Consider the following 12,421-nt stretch of genomic DNA (forward strand, 5'->3'; position numbering starts at 1 on the left):
TAAAACACGATTTAAATTAATTAAAATAACTTAAAAACTTTAGTCATTGAAAGAATTAATTACAAAAACCTTGGAAGTGAAAGATAAATTAAACTATGAATTGGATAAGACAGTTGATTCATACGAAAATAGTTTTTTATCAAATCCTATATCTTTAAGATTATGGTCTTCTTTTTTTGTAATTTTACCGATTTTTGTACAAGCCCCTTGGGTTAGATTAGAACCAATAAGTGCTCTTTGTTTTACTTTTGTTATTCTCTTTGTGGCGTTTGTTTTGAATCAGAAAGGATCAAATAAGTGGTTTATTGTCAGTTCATTATTAATTGGTGTATCAGGCAGTTGGCTTGGTGGATGTTTATTCTGGGGATGGTTAAGCCCATTTCCTATACTACACATACCTGTTGAAGCGGTAGTTCTCCCATTAGCTTTAATTGGACTTGGTACTAATTGGAAAATAGGTTCAAGTTTTTATATCTCTTCTTTATTTGGAACTGCAGTTACTGACATTACAATATTTTTAATCGGAATAATGGATCAATGGAGGCAGGTCATTACAGCAGATTCAGAAAATGCACCTTTAATTCTTCAGAAAACCTCAGAAAATCTTATTCAAATCAAATCATTATCTATTATTGTTTTTGTTGCTTTTATACTTTGGTTTATTTCAAAAGAAATTTTTGACTTTGCGACGATCAATACGACTAATGGTAAAGCACTCTTAGTGTCCAGTTATGTAATTCAAACGACATTAATTGTTGATGCTATTTTTATTTTTTTAGCAATTCTGCAACCAACATTTAGTGGATTGGTTTAATGTTAAGACCTCCATTTTCGCAAGAACCGATACCAATAAATAATTGGGATGTAATCGTTATAGGCGCTGGAGCCGCTGGCCTTATGACTTGTCTTGAATTACCCTCAAATTTAAAAGTGCTTCTTTTGAACAGAAATACTAGTAAGGTATCTTCTAGTAGATGGGCTCAAGGCGGAATTGCATCTGTTGTTAGACAAGATGATTCATTTGATCTTCATGCTGAGGATACTTTAAAAGCAGGAGATGGACTTTGTGATTTTCAAGCTGTAGAAATGCTAGTTAAAGAAGCTCCAGGATGTGTAGAAAGGTTGCAGAATTTAGGTATGATTTTTGATCAAAGTTCTGATCAACTAGCTACTACCTTGGAAGCAGCCCATTCACGAAGAAGAGTCTTACATGTTAAAGATCGTACGGGAAGAGCATTAGTTGAAGTTCTAGAAGATCATATTGAGAATCAAAAAAATATTCTTCATTGCAGGGGTGTAAGGGTAACTGAACTTCTCATTGAAAATAAAGAATGTAGAGGTGTTCAGGTTCTTGATGGGGCAAATTTATATTGGATTAAATCTAGAGCTGTTGTTTTGGCTACAGGTGGGGGTGGGCACTTATTTACAAATACAACAAATCCTGCTCAATCTTCTGGTGAAGGGATTGCTCTTGCATGGAAAGCAGGAGCTGCTATCGAAGATTTAGAGTTCGTGCAATTTCATCCAACAGCTTTAAAATTTTATGGTGCACCTTGCTTCTTAATATCTGAGGCACTTAGAGGGGAAGGAGCGATTTTAGTTGATAAAAATGGTGAAAGTCCAGTTAAAAATCTTGAAAATCGTGATCTAGCTACTAGAGATCAGGTAAGTAGAGCAATTATGAAAAATATGCATGATAATAATGTAGACCATGTTGGCTTAGATCTTCGCTATATTGACCCAGAAAAAATTGTAGAGCGCTTCCCCACGATCTTAAGTCGATGTCAGGATTATGGCGTTAATCCTTTAAATGAGGTTATTCCCGTAGCTCCTGCAGCTCATTATTGGATGGGAGGTGTTAAAACTGATCTAAATGCATCTTCAACAAGAAAAGGATTATATGCCGTTGGAGAAGTCGCTTCTACAGGTGTGCATGGTGCTAATAGACTGGCAAGTAATTCACTGATGGAGTGTCTTGTTTTCGCAAGAAAAATGTCTTCAATTGTTTTGAATGATCTTTCTAAAGTTGAAAAATTTGATAGATCATTTCAAGAGTTTGATATTGAAGATCCTAAAGAAGATCAAATTTCTATAATTGTTGAAAAAATTGATGAACTAAGAAAACTATGTTGGTTAAATTTGGGTGTATCTAGAAATAAGGTAAATATGAGTAAATTTTTAAATTACATTCAAAATGATATAGATAAATTAAATAAAAATGATTTACTAAATAGTCTTGAAAAAATAAAATTTGATCAAAAAATAAAACTTAGTGAACGCAATAGAAGAGCATTAAATCTTTTACTTGATTTAAAGAATAGACAAATAACTACTATAACTTTATTAAAAGCTTGTCTATTTAGAGAGGAAAGTAGAGGAGGGCATTATAGAGATGATTTCCCTCATAAAGATAAAAATTGGGAATGCCATACTAGACAACAGTTAGATCAAAAAATTCACAAAAGATTTATTAAAAATTAAGATCTCCCTGATAGCCGGTTTTTGTTGCTAATTCATTTAAGTCACTCGTACCACTAATAATTTCTCCATTTATTTCCCAAGAAGGAAATCCACTGATTCCTTTCGTTTGGCATAGCTCATACTCATTATCTTTACCATCTTTAGCACACTCAACTACTTTTAATTCTTTAACTGCTTCCTTACCAAATAATTGTTTTTGATCGTGGCAATGCGGGCACCAATATGCACTATACATAACAATATTGTTTTCACTTAAAAATTTTGCAAATTTTACCTTCTGGGGAGAACTTGAAGTGGTAATTATTGGCGATACATTTTCAGTAGGACTTCTAACATCAATAGCATTAGAGGGGTCAACGTTAGTTGACCAAATTAGGCCACCTAGCAGAACACTAATGGCGACTACGAAACCTCTAAAAATCATGGGTTCTCTACTTTCAAACTTTGCTCCAATCATAGAAATTATAAAGATAGAAAACGATAAAATTGCTGAAAGTATACAAAAAAAGCAATATGCTTGAATCTTAAAAAACATTATATTGATCAATAGAAAGCTAAATGTTGATGACGCACAAGATATTAAAAATATTAACCACCACAAAAATTTATTTAGTTTTTCTTTTGGGGAAATTAGATTAAGTGAAAGTATTATTGTCAAAAGTAATATTGATAAATACGTTATAAATCCAGCTAATGAGAGAGGTATATTAACTTGATTATTTTTAAATAAAGTGCCCCAAGGACTATTTAAAACTGTTTCACAACCATTGTTTATCCCTGGGCATGAAAGTGAAGTAAATAATCCCCAATTTTTTAAAGTAATCGATCCTGTGTCAACTATGCCTATCGTGCTAAGAATTGCGATTATGATTTTGGGCCATTTAAAATCTTTTTTATTTCTTCTGTTTAAAGTCTTAATGGCCATACAAAAAGAAAGTTTGTTATTTACATTATCTATTCTAATATTATCTTGGCATGAGAGTTATATACGAAATGCTGTTTAAATCTTTTAATTCTTATTTTTCAAGTTGTGAAACAAAATAGTCCTAATATAAAAGAAAAAAAACTATCTAAGGTTGCATTCAGTCATGTTGGTTGTGAGAAAAATCTTGTTGATACTGAACATATGCAAGGCTTATTAGATAAAGAGGGTTATGAAGTTGACAGCAATATAAATGATGCAAATGTTGTTGTTGTAAATACTTGCAGTTTTATTGAAACAGCTAGAGAAGAATCTATTAGAAAAATTCTAGAATATACAAATCAAGGAAAGGAAGTAATAGTTGCAGGCTGTATGGCTCAGCATTTTAAAGATGAGCTTATAAAAGAAATACCTGAAATAAAAGGTTTGGTTGGAACAGGAGATTATCAAAAGATAGCCAAGGTTTTAGACAGAGTAGAAAAAGGGGAAATCGTTAATGAAGTTTCAAAAATACCTGAATTTATTGCAGATGAGGAAACGCCTCGTTTTGTAGATAAAAATAAATTTGTAGCTTATCTTCGCATTGCTGAAGGCTGCAACTATAATTGTGCTTTTTGTATTATTCCTAAGTTGAGAGGTCCTCAAAGAAGTAGAACAATAGAATCTATAGTTTCAGAAGCTAAAAGTCTTGCAAAAAAGGGTATTCAAGAAATCATATTAATTAGTCAAATAACAACTAATTATGGTCAAGATATATATGGAAAACCATCATTAGCCAAACTTTTGAATGAGCTTTCTAAAGTTCCAATTCCTTGGATAAGGATACATTATGCTTATCCAACAGGTTTAACTGATGAAGTTATTAGAGCTTTCAAAGATTCAAAGAATATTGTCCCTTACTTTGATTTGCCACTTCAGCATAGTCATCCAGATGTGTTGAAGAGTATGAATAGACCTTGGCAAGCTTCTTTGAATCAATCAATTTTGGAGAAAATTAGAGAAGAAATTCCGTCTGCTGTATTAAGAACTAGTCTCATTGTTGGTTTCCCAGGAGAAAAAAAAGAACATTTTGAACATCTTCTCGAATTTTTGGATAGGCACAAATTTGATCATGTGGGAGTGTTTATTTTTTCTCCTGAGGAAGGAACTTCAGCTTTTCATTTGCCAAATAAAGTATCTCCAGAGGTTGCAGAGGCAAGAAAAGATAATGTTATTTCAGTTCAACAAAATATCTCTAAAGATAAAAATCAGACATATGTTGGTTTAAAAATGAAGATTTTGGTAGAAAAAATATCAGATAATAACGAATTAATAGGCCGGTCCTATAATTTCGCTCCTGAAATTGACGGAACTGTAATTTTATCTGTTAAAGATAAAATTGATTTGAAAAATTATATTGGTAAATTTGTTGAAGCAAATATTTCTTTTGCGGATGAATATGATTTGTATGGAGAGACTATTAAAATTTTGTAGTTTTTTTAAATTAATTTAACTGCTCTTAAGAGCTTATCTAATGCGAAAGCAGCTCCAAAACCAAAACCAATAAATGCAAAATAGAAAATGATGTTCATTAATTTTTTTATTTTTATTTAATTTAACATCAGATGAAAAGATTAGATTTTTTCGTTTAATTTCTTAATCTTGAATATAGGGTAATTTTTTGTATAAACATTCTTCTGCTTTTTGTAGTTCCCGGCCTAAATATAGAGCATGGTCGAATCTGGTTATTAAGTCATTTCTTTTTTCAGTGATCAATATTCCAAGTTGTTTTGCACTAATACCTTTAAAAACTTCATTACTAACTCTTTTATTTTGAGAGTCGCATTTGATTGGTTCATTTGTTTCTGGGTCAAGCGCATAGCCTTCCTCATCGATGTTATTTAAAAAGTGCTCTAAAATTATCTTCTTTTCTTCTAAATCTACTTTTATAATAAAATAACCATTTGGATCTAAGTCTATATATCGGTTGGATAGATTAGTATCAATCTTTATTTTTTCATTTAAACTTTTACTAGAATCCATCCTTAGAAGTTAATAAAAACGATATTACTAATATAATCTTTCGTAAAGCCAAATAATTTTTTATTTAAAGGGTATAGAATTATTCTCAAATTCAATTTCCGTCTCGGTTTGTTTATTAACTTCATTTAGCCAAGGATAAATTATATTTTCCATATTTTTGTCAAACCACTTATGCAAGCTAATTGTGCTTTTTGCAAAAAACCCCCTCCGCCTTTTATGTTTACCACCTGCTCCAGGATCAAAAAAATGGATACTATTTTTTATTGCCCATTCAATTGGCTGGTAGTAACATAATTCAAAATGTAAATTAGATATGTCTTCTTGACTACCCCAATATCTACCCCATAAGTTGTTTTTATTTTTAACGCACATCGACATAGCAATAATATCATTCGAATCATTTTTTGATGCGCTAAAAAGTAAAAGATTTTTTTTATTATCAACAATTTTTTCGAAAAATGTAGATGTTAGATATTTACTTCCCCAAACTCCCCACCTCGAGCAATGCTGTTCATAAAAATTATGCATTTTTTTGAGAATTTCTTGGTTGATATCATCTTTATTAAAAATTTTTATTTTAATATCTTGTTTAGTAATTGATTTCCTCTCTTTTTTGATATTTTTTCTCTGATTCGAGTTAAATCTAGAAAGAAAATCATCAAACGTTTTTTCTCCATTACTCCTCCATTCACTGCTGGAATTTATCCATTCATGGTATCCCAAAGATTTAAGATGGTTGCCCCAGCTTTCATCAATATATAAAAAATTACAACTTAAAATTTTGTTTTTAATCGCAAAGCTTTCGATATTGTTTATTAGTAAATTTGTAATTTCTTTCTTATCTTTATTTTTTTTATAAAGAAATTGATATCCATTTACAGGACTATAAGGACTCATTCCAATTAATTTAGGGTAATAATTTAAATTCAGCTCTTGAGCCAATCGTGCAAATGATTGATCAAAAATGAATTCACCATAGCTATGGTTTTTTAAAAAAAGTGGAGCAATTCCTAATATTTCTTCATTTTTATACCCAACAAAATATAGAGGCTGCCAACCAGTTTCTCTTGAAACACTTTTTGATATTTCAAGGTTTTTAAGCCAAGTCCATTCATAAAACGGATTATTGATTTCATTTGCTAATTCATTCCATATCTCCTTGGAGATTTCCTTGATTGACAATTTGACTTCAACTTTATGTATTTTTTGGTTCATTTATTATTGAATCTATTTCAAATTTTTTTGTAATGAACATGGATTTCATTATTCATTAAATTTTTAATTGATTTTATTTCCCATAGTCTTTTGAGATTAAAAATCTCATTTGTGTGTTCTGGAGGGATCCATGTATATCTACCTCCAATAATTCGTGGAATTATTGTAATTTTTATATCTGTTATGAGATCCTCTTTTATAAATGAATTTATAAGTTTCGCACCTCCTAAAAGAGCTAGATTATTTATCCCTTGTTTTTTTAGTGAAATTAAAGTTTCCCCCCATGAATCTTCGAAAAAGAGTTGTTTCTCGAAGTCATTATGCGAAGAATTATCAACTTTACTTGAGCTTATTAGCCATCTTCTAATTGGTTGACGAAAGTATTTCCAATTACTGTTAAAGTTTTTGCTATTTGAAGCAACTATAGAAATTGGTTGGCTTTTTGATATATTTAATTCGTCATTATCATTGCGATTTTTAATTAAGTAAGTTGATTGATGAGCTATTAAAGTACCTAAACCAAAAATGGTGGCGTCAACCATTGATAAGTTTTGATTTAACATTTTTTTATCTTCTTCACTGCCAAGATGGGATTCTCCACCTCCAGGAAATGCAATTCTCCCATCAAGACTAGATGCTATAACAATTATTACTCTTGGGATACTCAAGTTTGTGTGACTAAACTATTTTCAAATTTCAAATTCAATGAATTGGTTAACTTTTGATCAACATAAATTTCTGCAGCATTATTTGGACTCTCTTGAAGTCTTATTTTGTGTAATGTTGCACCAAGGTTATGTATTGGTTTTTTAAGAATATCAGAAATATATAAAGCTATATTTTCAGCGGTTGGAACACAATTTTGAAAAAATTCGATGTCTTTATTTAGAAAAGTATGATCTAGTTGTTCAACAACCAAATCATTAATTATCTCTTGGAGGGCATATAAGTCGCAAACCATTCCCGTTCTCTTATCAATTTCTCCTTTTACAGTTATTTCAACAAGATAGTTATGACCATGTCCATTAACTCTGGCACATTTCCCATAGATTTTTTTATTTTCATCAAAGGATATCTCTTCTTTTGCAAGTCTATGAGCGGCTGCAAAATGAGTTTGTACTGTTAAAAATGCTTCCATGTTTTTTCCAAAATAATCTGCCCATAAATTTGGGTTTTCATAAAGTCTTAGACTTGTAAGAGGTAAATCATCCTTTAGACGAGTCCAAATGACCTTTACTAATGCTTCAGTTGTGGGAAGTATACCCTCTTGGGTATTAACATTAAATTCAGGCCAGACATCATTTAAAAAACGAAAATCTAATTGTCCAGTAACCTTATCTTTAATAGAGTGTTTTACATCAGAAAGATTAAGTACCATTCCATCAGAGTCTAGTTCTCCACCCATTGAAACAATAAGTTCATAATTATGACCATGACCTGGAGCAATACTGCACTTTCCAAAAAGAGATAAATTTTCTTCTGGGCTTTTTTCAGGGAGCCAATAACGGTGACTAGAACTAAAGCAGGCACGTCGAGTTATGACGCATTCACGTCCTTTTCCATGTAATGGTTTGGATTGTGTAGAAGTCATATCTGTCTGCGATAATACTATCTTAAGGTTTTAAATGCGCTTTTGTCTTTATGGAACAATCCATTATCAAAAAAACAGTTCATACTTTAAAGGGCAGAAACATATTTTTAATAGGAATGATGGGTTCTGGTAAGTCGCAAACTGGTTTGAAGCTGGCAGAATTATTGAAGTATAAATACATTGATTTAGATTCATTAATAGAGAAGTTGGCAAAAAAATCTATCAATCAAATTTTTAATGATGAAGGCGAAGAGAATTTCCGTGAATTAGAAGCAAACTGCCTTAAAGAAACTATCAAAATTCCTTCATTAGTAATCTCAACTGGGGGAGGAATAGTTACCAAATCGGAAAACTGGGGAATCTTAAGACAGGGAATAATTGCTTGGATAGATCTCGACAAAGATATAGCAGTTGAAAGGTTGAAAAATGAAATTGAAAATAGGCCACTTCTTCAGGGAAAGAATCTAAATGATTTATATATGAGCATTTTTCAATCTAGAGAAAATTTGTATTCTCAAGCGGATTTAAGAATTCAAGTAAAAAAGGAAAATATTGAAGAAGTCTCTATGAAAATAATTAATGCAATTCATAAAGAAATAATTAGTTAATCTGGTTCAATTCTTACTGCAAACCATTTGATAACGTATCCTAACTTTATTTCTAATTCATAAGTGCTTTCCAATAATTCTTCAAAAAATTCCTGATCAGGATCTCCTATATTTTGATATATTGTTTGTGTTTCTGTCTTACTAAGCCAATTCTTCAACCATAAAATTGCTTCTTGCTTTGATACAATTTTTTCTTTTGAATCTGGCTCTAATAATACATAATGATCTGATGCTCTTATTAGTGGATTTGACATAATGAAGATTCTTCTTGGATTAATTCTTTGCTTGATTTTTCAAGGAATTTTTTTAGAAAGTTCTTTTGCTCTAGAAGATTCTAACGTACGAGAGTTTTTGGAAAATCGTGAAAATCGATGGCCGGAATTATATTTGCCAAATTTTAAATTATCTGATACTTCAAAAGATTTAATTTATCCTAAATGGTTCGAGGGGAATTGGCTTGTTACTTCTCAAGATATAGTTAATGATTCAGAAGAGCCAGTTATTTATAAAGTAAATTTCTTTAAGAATGATTCAGATTTAATTGTTGGTAATCGTGCAAAAAATTCTGAATCTATTGGAAAAGCAATATTTGGTGATACTTTAATCAAGGTTGTAAATGATCCTCAATCTATTAATAATCAAATTACTTATTTAAAAGATGATTTTTACATCGATTCAAGAATTACAGGGAGAAATCAAATCCAAGATGATGATATTTTTTTCGCAGATGAGCTAGTTATACAAACAGCTCATAAGCCAGGTGCTTCAAGGATTAATCAGGTAGAGACCATTAGTAAATTTAAAAAATGTTCTAAAGAAATATTGGAAGTTGATAATTCAATCAAACCATTAATTTGTGGAGTGCAATATGTTGCTTCTTATGGTTCAAAAGTTGGTGATCCTTCTATTCATGCTATAAAAACAAATAAATATAAATTAACGTTTGAATTTATTGAGAGTTAGCACTAAAAAGATATTCTTCTAAGTTGTTCCTCCACATAAAAAGATTTTCTAAATAAGGGTTATTTATATATTCTTGGCTCCCTTCGCCTGAAAGAATTGGTCCTGCAGACTTTGGAAATTTAAGAAGGGATAATTGAGCAGCAATTGAAATATCTGCAATTGATAAACTATCTCCTACTAAATATTTTTTGTTAATCAAGGATTTTGATAAAGCTTCTAGTAATTTTTGGAGTTCTAAATTATCTTTAGAAGATAAAACTACATTTGAGATTTTACTAAGATTTTTAAAAGGAAATTTATCAACAATACTTTTGACCGAAGAGGGTATTTCATCTGGAAGTAATGCAGTTCTTAGCTGTGGATTCTCTATTGCGGATTTTATTAAAGCTTTTCTACAAGTTGTAGCCATCGTAGTACCTGCCCAGTCTTCAATTAGTTTGCATTGTGCAAATAATATTGGGTCTTCAGGAAAGAGTGGATTGTTATCATTTTTTTTATCTATATATTCGCAAATAGTTGAAGAGTCATTAATAATTTGATCATTAACATCCACTATTACTGGCACTTGTTTTTGACCTGATAATTTGAAGATTTCAAATTGACCTATTCCTGGTGTTACTTCTTCAACTCGATATTGTAGTTTTTTTGCATGTAGAGCCATTCTTGTTTTTAAACAAAAAGCACTATGCCTAAATTGATATAATGTAATCATGCAGTTTAAAGTTTCTTAAAACTTAGCTAAAAAACTAATCTATTTGTGGAGCTAATGGGCGAATTTTTCTCTAATGTTGCAAGATATCCTAAGTATTTAATATCTATTATTATTGGGGGACTGGTTGCATTACTTGAACCTTTTTTCAAAAATAGATCTAATCCACTAACAATAGTAGGTTTAATATCTTCTGTTTTAAGTGCTTTCATAACTATTTATTTTGTCCTTCAAGCAATGACAAATCCATAAAATTTATAATCATAATGGCAAATAATCATCGTCTTGCAAAAGTTTCTTCTCTTTTAAAAAAAGAAATAACCCTTATTTTGCAAAATGATTTAGAAAATGATCTTATTAGAGATTATTTTGTCAATATTTCTAAGATTGATTTATCAGGTGACTTACAACACTGTAAAATTTATATCACTTCAACTGCTACAGAGACAGTAAGGAAAGAGATTGTGGCAAATTTAAATATTGCTAAAAGCGCTATAAGGCACAATTTAGGAAAAAGAATAGAGATGAGAAGAGTTCCAGATATAATTTTTAAAGATGATATTGTTCTTGATAAAGGATTATCAGTTTTGAAACTTCTTGATGAAATAAAAAATAGAAATCAAAAGACTAATAATGTTGAGGATAAGGATGCCAATAATTGATCTACCTCTTTATAAAAGAAATATAATTATTACCCGATCAAGAGAGGGAATTCTGGATATAAAGAAAATTTTCACAAGCAAGGGAGCTATTATTTATGATTTTCCTGCAATAAGTATTGGCGATCCTGATGACTTAAATCCTCTTGACGAAGCATTAAATCAAATAAATGATTTTCATTGGATTATTTTTTCTAGTAGTAATGGGATTAAATATGTAGATAGGAGGCTTAGATATTTTAATAGTTCTTTAAAAGAGTGTTCTAAAAAAACAAAAATTGCTGTAGTAGGAGAAAAAACTGCAAAAACTCTTGATGATTTTGGTATCAAGGCTGATTTCATTCCTCCAGAATTTGTTGCCGAAAGTTTAATTGATAATTTTCCAGTATCTGGTTATGGACTTCGAGTCTTTGTGCCAAGAGTCCAAACAGGTGGTAGGGATCTAATTTCAGATCAATTTAGAAAGTCTGGTGCGCGTGTCTTTGAGGTTGCTGCATATGAAACTAGATGTCCTGATTCAATCCCTGAAGACACAATCAATGTTATTTCTAAGCAAAAAGTCGATGCAATTATTTTCTCAAGCGGTAAAACCGTATCAAATTCTGCTTTTTTGCTAGAAAAAGAACTTGGTAAGGAATGGTTAAAATATTTTGATCAAACTAAATTATTTACTATTGGACCTCAAACAACAAAAATATGTAAAAAGATTTTTGGACGAGTTGATAGTCAGGCACAAAAATATACTTTTGAAGGACTACTAGATGTTGCAATTAATATTTTTAGTTAGACAAATCTTTTTTATAATTATTTTCAACTAACGTTTTAAACCTATCAATATTGGCTTGTAATTCGTTTGTGACCATTTTGCCTAAAATATTCTCTTCCATAAACCGAGCAACCATCTTAGGTAGCTCATATGTTATTGCTAAGTTTACTGTTGTGATTTGCTCACTTTTGCTTTCGAAAACTACTGATCCTTTAGTTGGTAAACCTCCTATAGATTTCCATTTAAGTTTGCTTTTTTCTACCCTTTCTGTAATTTGAGCTTTCCACTTAAACCTAAAACCATTTGCAGCTAAAGTCCATTCTGTTAAATCTGGTAATGTAGTGGTCTCTTCATCAACTGTTTTGACAGATTCAATCCAGCTCATCCAAAGTGACATCGAGTCTAAATCACTCCATGTATTCCAAACATTTTCAAGAGGCGCATTAACAACTGTTATTACGTCATGTTTTAGCCAAGTACCCATC

The 12,421-nt window shown here is 30.8% G+C and carries 17 protein-coding genes; 8 read left to right on the forward strand and 9 right to left on the reverse strand.

Annotated features, from left to right (window positions below):
• The first annotated feature begins 46 nt into the window (after positions 1-46).
• Positions 47-814 (forward strand): DUF3120 domain-containing protein, encoded by a 768-nt coding sequence (locus SOI86_RS07120; RefSeq protein WP_320681141.1) that lies wholly within the window; start codon positions 47-49, stop codon positions 812-814.
• Complete coding sequence (nadB, locus tag SOI86_RS07125; protein WP_320681142.1) at positions 814-2,481, forward strand: L-aspartate oxidase; 1,668 nt, start codon at positions 814-816, stop codon at positions 2,479-2,481. The genes SOI86_RS07120 and nadB overlap by 1 nt, the downstream gene beginning before the upstream one ends.
• Here nadB and SOI86_RS07130 read toward each other — a convergent pair.
• Positions 2,471-3,406, reverse strand: coding sequence for a vitamin K epoxide reductase family protein (locus SOI86_RS07130; RefSeq protein ID WP_320681143.1), 936 nt, complete (start codon positions 3,404-3,406; stop codon positions 2,471-2,473). The genes nadB and SOI86_RS07130 overlap by 11 nt on opposite strands.
• Positions 3,407-3,511: 105 nt before the next feature.
• Between SOI86_RS07130 and rimO the strand changes: the two genes are divergently transcribed.
• The gene (gene rimO, locus SOI86_RS07135; protein ID WP_320681144.1) at positions 3,512-4,876 is read left to right on the forward strand and encodes a 30S ribosomal protein S12 methylthiotransferase RimO; all 1,365 of its coding nucleotides are present in this window, start codon (positions 3,512-3,514) and stop codon (positions 4,874-4,876) included.
• Between the two features lie 5 nt (positions 4,877-4,881).
• Here rimO and SOI86_RS07140 read toward each other — a convergent pair whose 3' ends face one another.
• The 5 genes from SOI86_RS07140 to SOI86_RS07160 all read right to left on the reverse strand — a co-directional run bounded on the left by SOI86_RS07140 (position 4,882) and on the right by SOI86_RS07160 (position 8,231).
• Positions 4,882-4,974 carry a cytochrome b6 gene (locus SOI86_RS07140; protein WP_011375671.1) on the reverse strand — a complete coding sequence of 31 codons (93 nt, stop codon included), beginning with the start codon at positions 4,972-4,974 and terminating at the stop codon, positions 4,882-4,884.
• 64 nt (positions 4,975-5,038) lie between these two features.
• Complete coding sequence (locus SOI86_RS07145) at positions 5,039-5,425, reverse strand: DUF4346 domain-containing protein (RefSeq protein WP_320681145.1); 387 nt, start codon at positions 5,423-5,425, stop codon at positions 5,039-5,041.
• A gap of 60 nt (positions 5,426-5,485) precedes the next feature.
• Positions 5,486-6,640, reverse strand: coding sequence for a peptidogalycan biosysnthesis protein (locus tag SOI86_RS07150; RefSeq protein ID WP_320681146.1), 1,155 nt, complete (start codon positions 6,638-6,640; stop codon positions 5,486-5,488).
• 17 nt (positions 6,641-6,657) lie between these two features.
• A complete protein-coding gene (locus tag SOI86_RS07155) occupies positions 6,658-7,308 on the reverse strand; it encodes a RibD family protein (RefSeq protein ID WP_320681147.1) in 651 nt (216 codons plus the stop codon).
• Positions 7,305-8,231, reverse strand: a complete 927-nt coding sequence (locus tag SOI86_RS07160) for a 6-carboxytetrahydropterin synthase (protein WP_320681148.1) — start codon at positions 8,229-8,231, stop codon at positions 7,305-7,307. Before SOI86_RS07160 ends, SOI86_RS07155 begins: the two co-directional genes overlap by 4 nt.
• Before the next feature lie 50 nt (positions 8,232-8,281).
• On the opposite strand from SOI86_RS07160, the gene SOI86_RS07165 reads away from it, so the two are divergent.
• A complete protein-coding gene (locus SOI86_RS07165) occupies positions 8,282-8,839 on the forward strand; it encodes a shikimate kinase (protein ID WP_320681149.1) in 558 nt (185 codons plus the stop codon).
• Here SOI86_RS07165 and SOI86_RS07170 read toward each other — a convergent pair.
• The gene (locus tag SOI86_RS07170; protein ID WP_320681150.1) at positions 8,836-9,093 is read right to left on the reverse strand and encodes a chlororespiratory reduction protein 7; all 258 of its coding nucleotides are present in this window, start codon (positions 9,091-9,093) and stop codon (positions 8,836-8,838) included. The two genes, SOI86_RS07165 and SOI86_RS07170, sit on opposite strands and share 4 nt — an antisense overlap.
• A 1-nt stretch (position 9,094) precedes the next feature.
• On the opposite strand from SOI86_RS07170, the gene SOI86_RS07175 reads away from it, so the two are divergent.
• Entirely contained in the window at positions 9,095-9,802 is a 708-nt protein-coding gene (locus SOI86_RS07175; RefSeq protein WP_320681151.1) for a DUF6816 family protein, read from the forward strand.
• Here the strand turns inward: SOI86_RS07175 and SOI86_RS07180 are convergent.
• Positions 9,789-10,514, reverse strand: a complete 726-nt coding sequence (locus SOI86_RS07180) for a glutathione S-transferase family protein (protein WP_320681152.1) — start codon at positions 10,512-10,514, stop codon at positions 9,789-9,791. The two genes, SOI86_RS07175 and SOI86_RS07180, sit on opposite strands and share 14 nt — an antisense overlap.
• 54 nt (positions 10,515-10,568) lie before the next feature.
• Between SOI86_RS07180 and SOI86_RS07185 the strand changes: the two genes are divergently transcribed.
• The 3 genes from SOI86_RS07185 to SOI86_RS07195 are packed head-to-tail and all read left to right on the forward strand — an operon-like array spanning position 10,569 to position 11,957.
• Positions 10,569-10,763 (forward strand): DUF751 family protein, encoded by a 195-nt coding sequence (locus tag SOI86_RS07185; RefSeq protein ID WP_320681153.1) that lies wholly within the window; start codon positions 10,569-10,571, stop codon positions 10,761-10,763.
• 14 nt (positions 10,764-10,777) lie between these two features.
• The gene (gene rbfA / locus SOI86_RS07190; RefSeq protein ID WP_320681154.1) at positions 10,778-11,173 is read left to right on the forward strand and encodes a 30S ribosome-binding factor RbfA; all 396 of its coding nucleotides are present in this window, start codon (positions 10,778-10,780) and stop codon (positions 11,171-11,173) included.
• On the forward strand, positions 11,160-11,957 hold the full coding sequence (locus SOI86_RS07195; RefSeq protein ID WP_320682513.1) for a uroporphyrinogen-III synthase: 798 nt from the start codon (positions 11,160-11,162) through the stop codon (positions 11,955-11,957). The genes rbfA and SOI86_RS07195 overlap by 14 nt, the downstream gene beginning before the upstream one ends.
• Here SOI86_RS07195 and SOI86_RS07200 read toward each other — a convergent pair.
• Positions 11,950-12,420, reverse strand: a complete 471-nt coding sequence (locus SOI86_RS07200; protein ID WP_320681155.1) for an SRPBCC family protein — start codon at positions 12,418-12,420, stop codon at positions 11,950-11,952. The two genes, SOI86_RS07195 and SOI86_RS07200, sit on opposite strands and share 8 nt — an antisense overlap.
• Between the last annotated feature and the right edge of the window lies 1 nt (position 12,421).

This window comes from Prochlorococcus sp. MIT 1314 (assembly GCF_034093315.1).
Lineage (GTDB): Bacteria > Cyanobacteriota > Cyanobacteriia > PCC-6307 > Cyanobiaceae > Prochlorococcus_A > Prochlorococcus_A marinus_Y.

Excerpts from the sequence above, each read along its gene's own strand:
- SOI86_RS07165 (WP_320681149.1), top strand. The coding sequence starts at position 8,282 with ATGGAACAATCCATTATCAAAAAAACAGTTCATACTTTAAAGGGCAGA.
- SOI86_RS07160 (WP_320681148.1), bottom strand. The coding sequence starts at position 8,231 with ATGACTTCTACACAATCCAAACCATTACATGGAAAAGGACGTGAATGC.
- rbfA (WP_320681154.1), top strand. The coding sequence starts at position 10,778 with ATGGCAAATAATCATCGTCTTGCAAAAGTTTCTTCTCTTTTAAAAAAA.
- SOI86_RS07175 (WP_320681151.1), top strand. The coding sequence starts at position 9,095 with ATGAAGATTCTTCTTGGATTAATTCTTTGCTTGATTTTTCAAGGAATT.
- SOI86_RS07180 (WP_320681152.1), bottom strand. The coding sequence starts at position 10,514 with ATGATTACATTATATCAATTTAGGCATAGTGCTTTTTGTTTAAAAACA.
- nadB (WP_320681142.1), top strand. The coding sequence starts at position 814 with ATGTTAAGACCTCCATTTTCGCAAGAACCGATACCAATAAATAATTGG.
- SOI86_RS07185 (WP_320681153.1), top strand. The coding sequence starts at position 10,569 with ATGGGCGAATTTTTCTCTAATGTTGCAAGATATCCTAAGTATTTAATA.
- SOI86_RS07200 (WP_320681155.1), bottom strand. The coding sequence starts at position 12,420 with ATGGGTACTTGGCTAAAACATGACGTAATAACAGTTGTTAATGCGCCT.
- SOI86_RS07170 (WP_320681150.1), bottom strand. The coding sequence starts at position 9,093 with ATGTCAAATCCACTAATAAGAGCATCAGATCATTATGTATTATTAGAG.
- SOI86_RS07145 (WP_320681145.1), bottom strand. The coding sequence starts at position 5,425 with ATGGATTCTAGTAAAAGTTTAAATGAAAAAATAAAGATTGATACTAAT.
- SOI86_RS07150 (WP_320681146.1), bottom strand. The coding sequence starts at position 6,640 with ATGAACCAAAAAATACATAAAGTTGAAGTCAAATTGTCAATCAAGGAA.
- SOI86_RS07130 (WP_320681143.1), bottom strand. The coding sequence starts at position 3,406 with ATGGCCATTAAGACTTTAAACAGAAGAAATAAAAAAGATTTTAAATGG.
- SOI86_RS07140 (WP_011375671.1), bottom strand. The coding sequence starts at position 4,974 with ATGAACATCATTTTCTATTTTGCATTTATTGGTTTTGGTTTTGGAGCT.
- SOI86_RS07195 (WP_320682513.1), top strand. The coding sequence starts at position 11,160 with ATGCCAATAATTGATCTACCTCTTTATAAAAGAAATATAATTATTACC.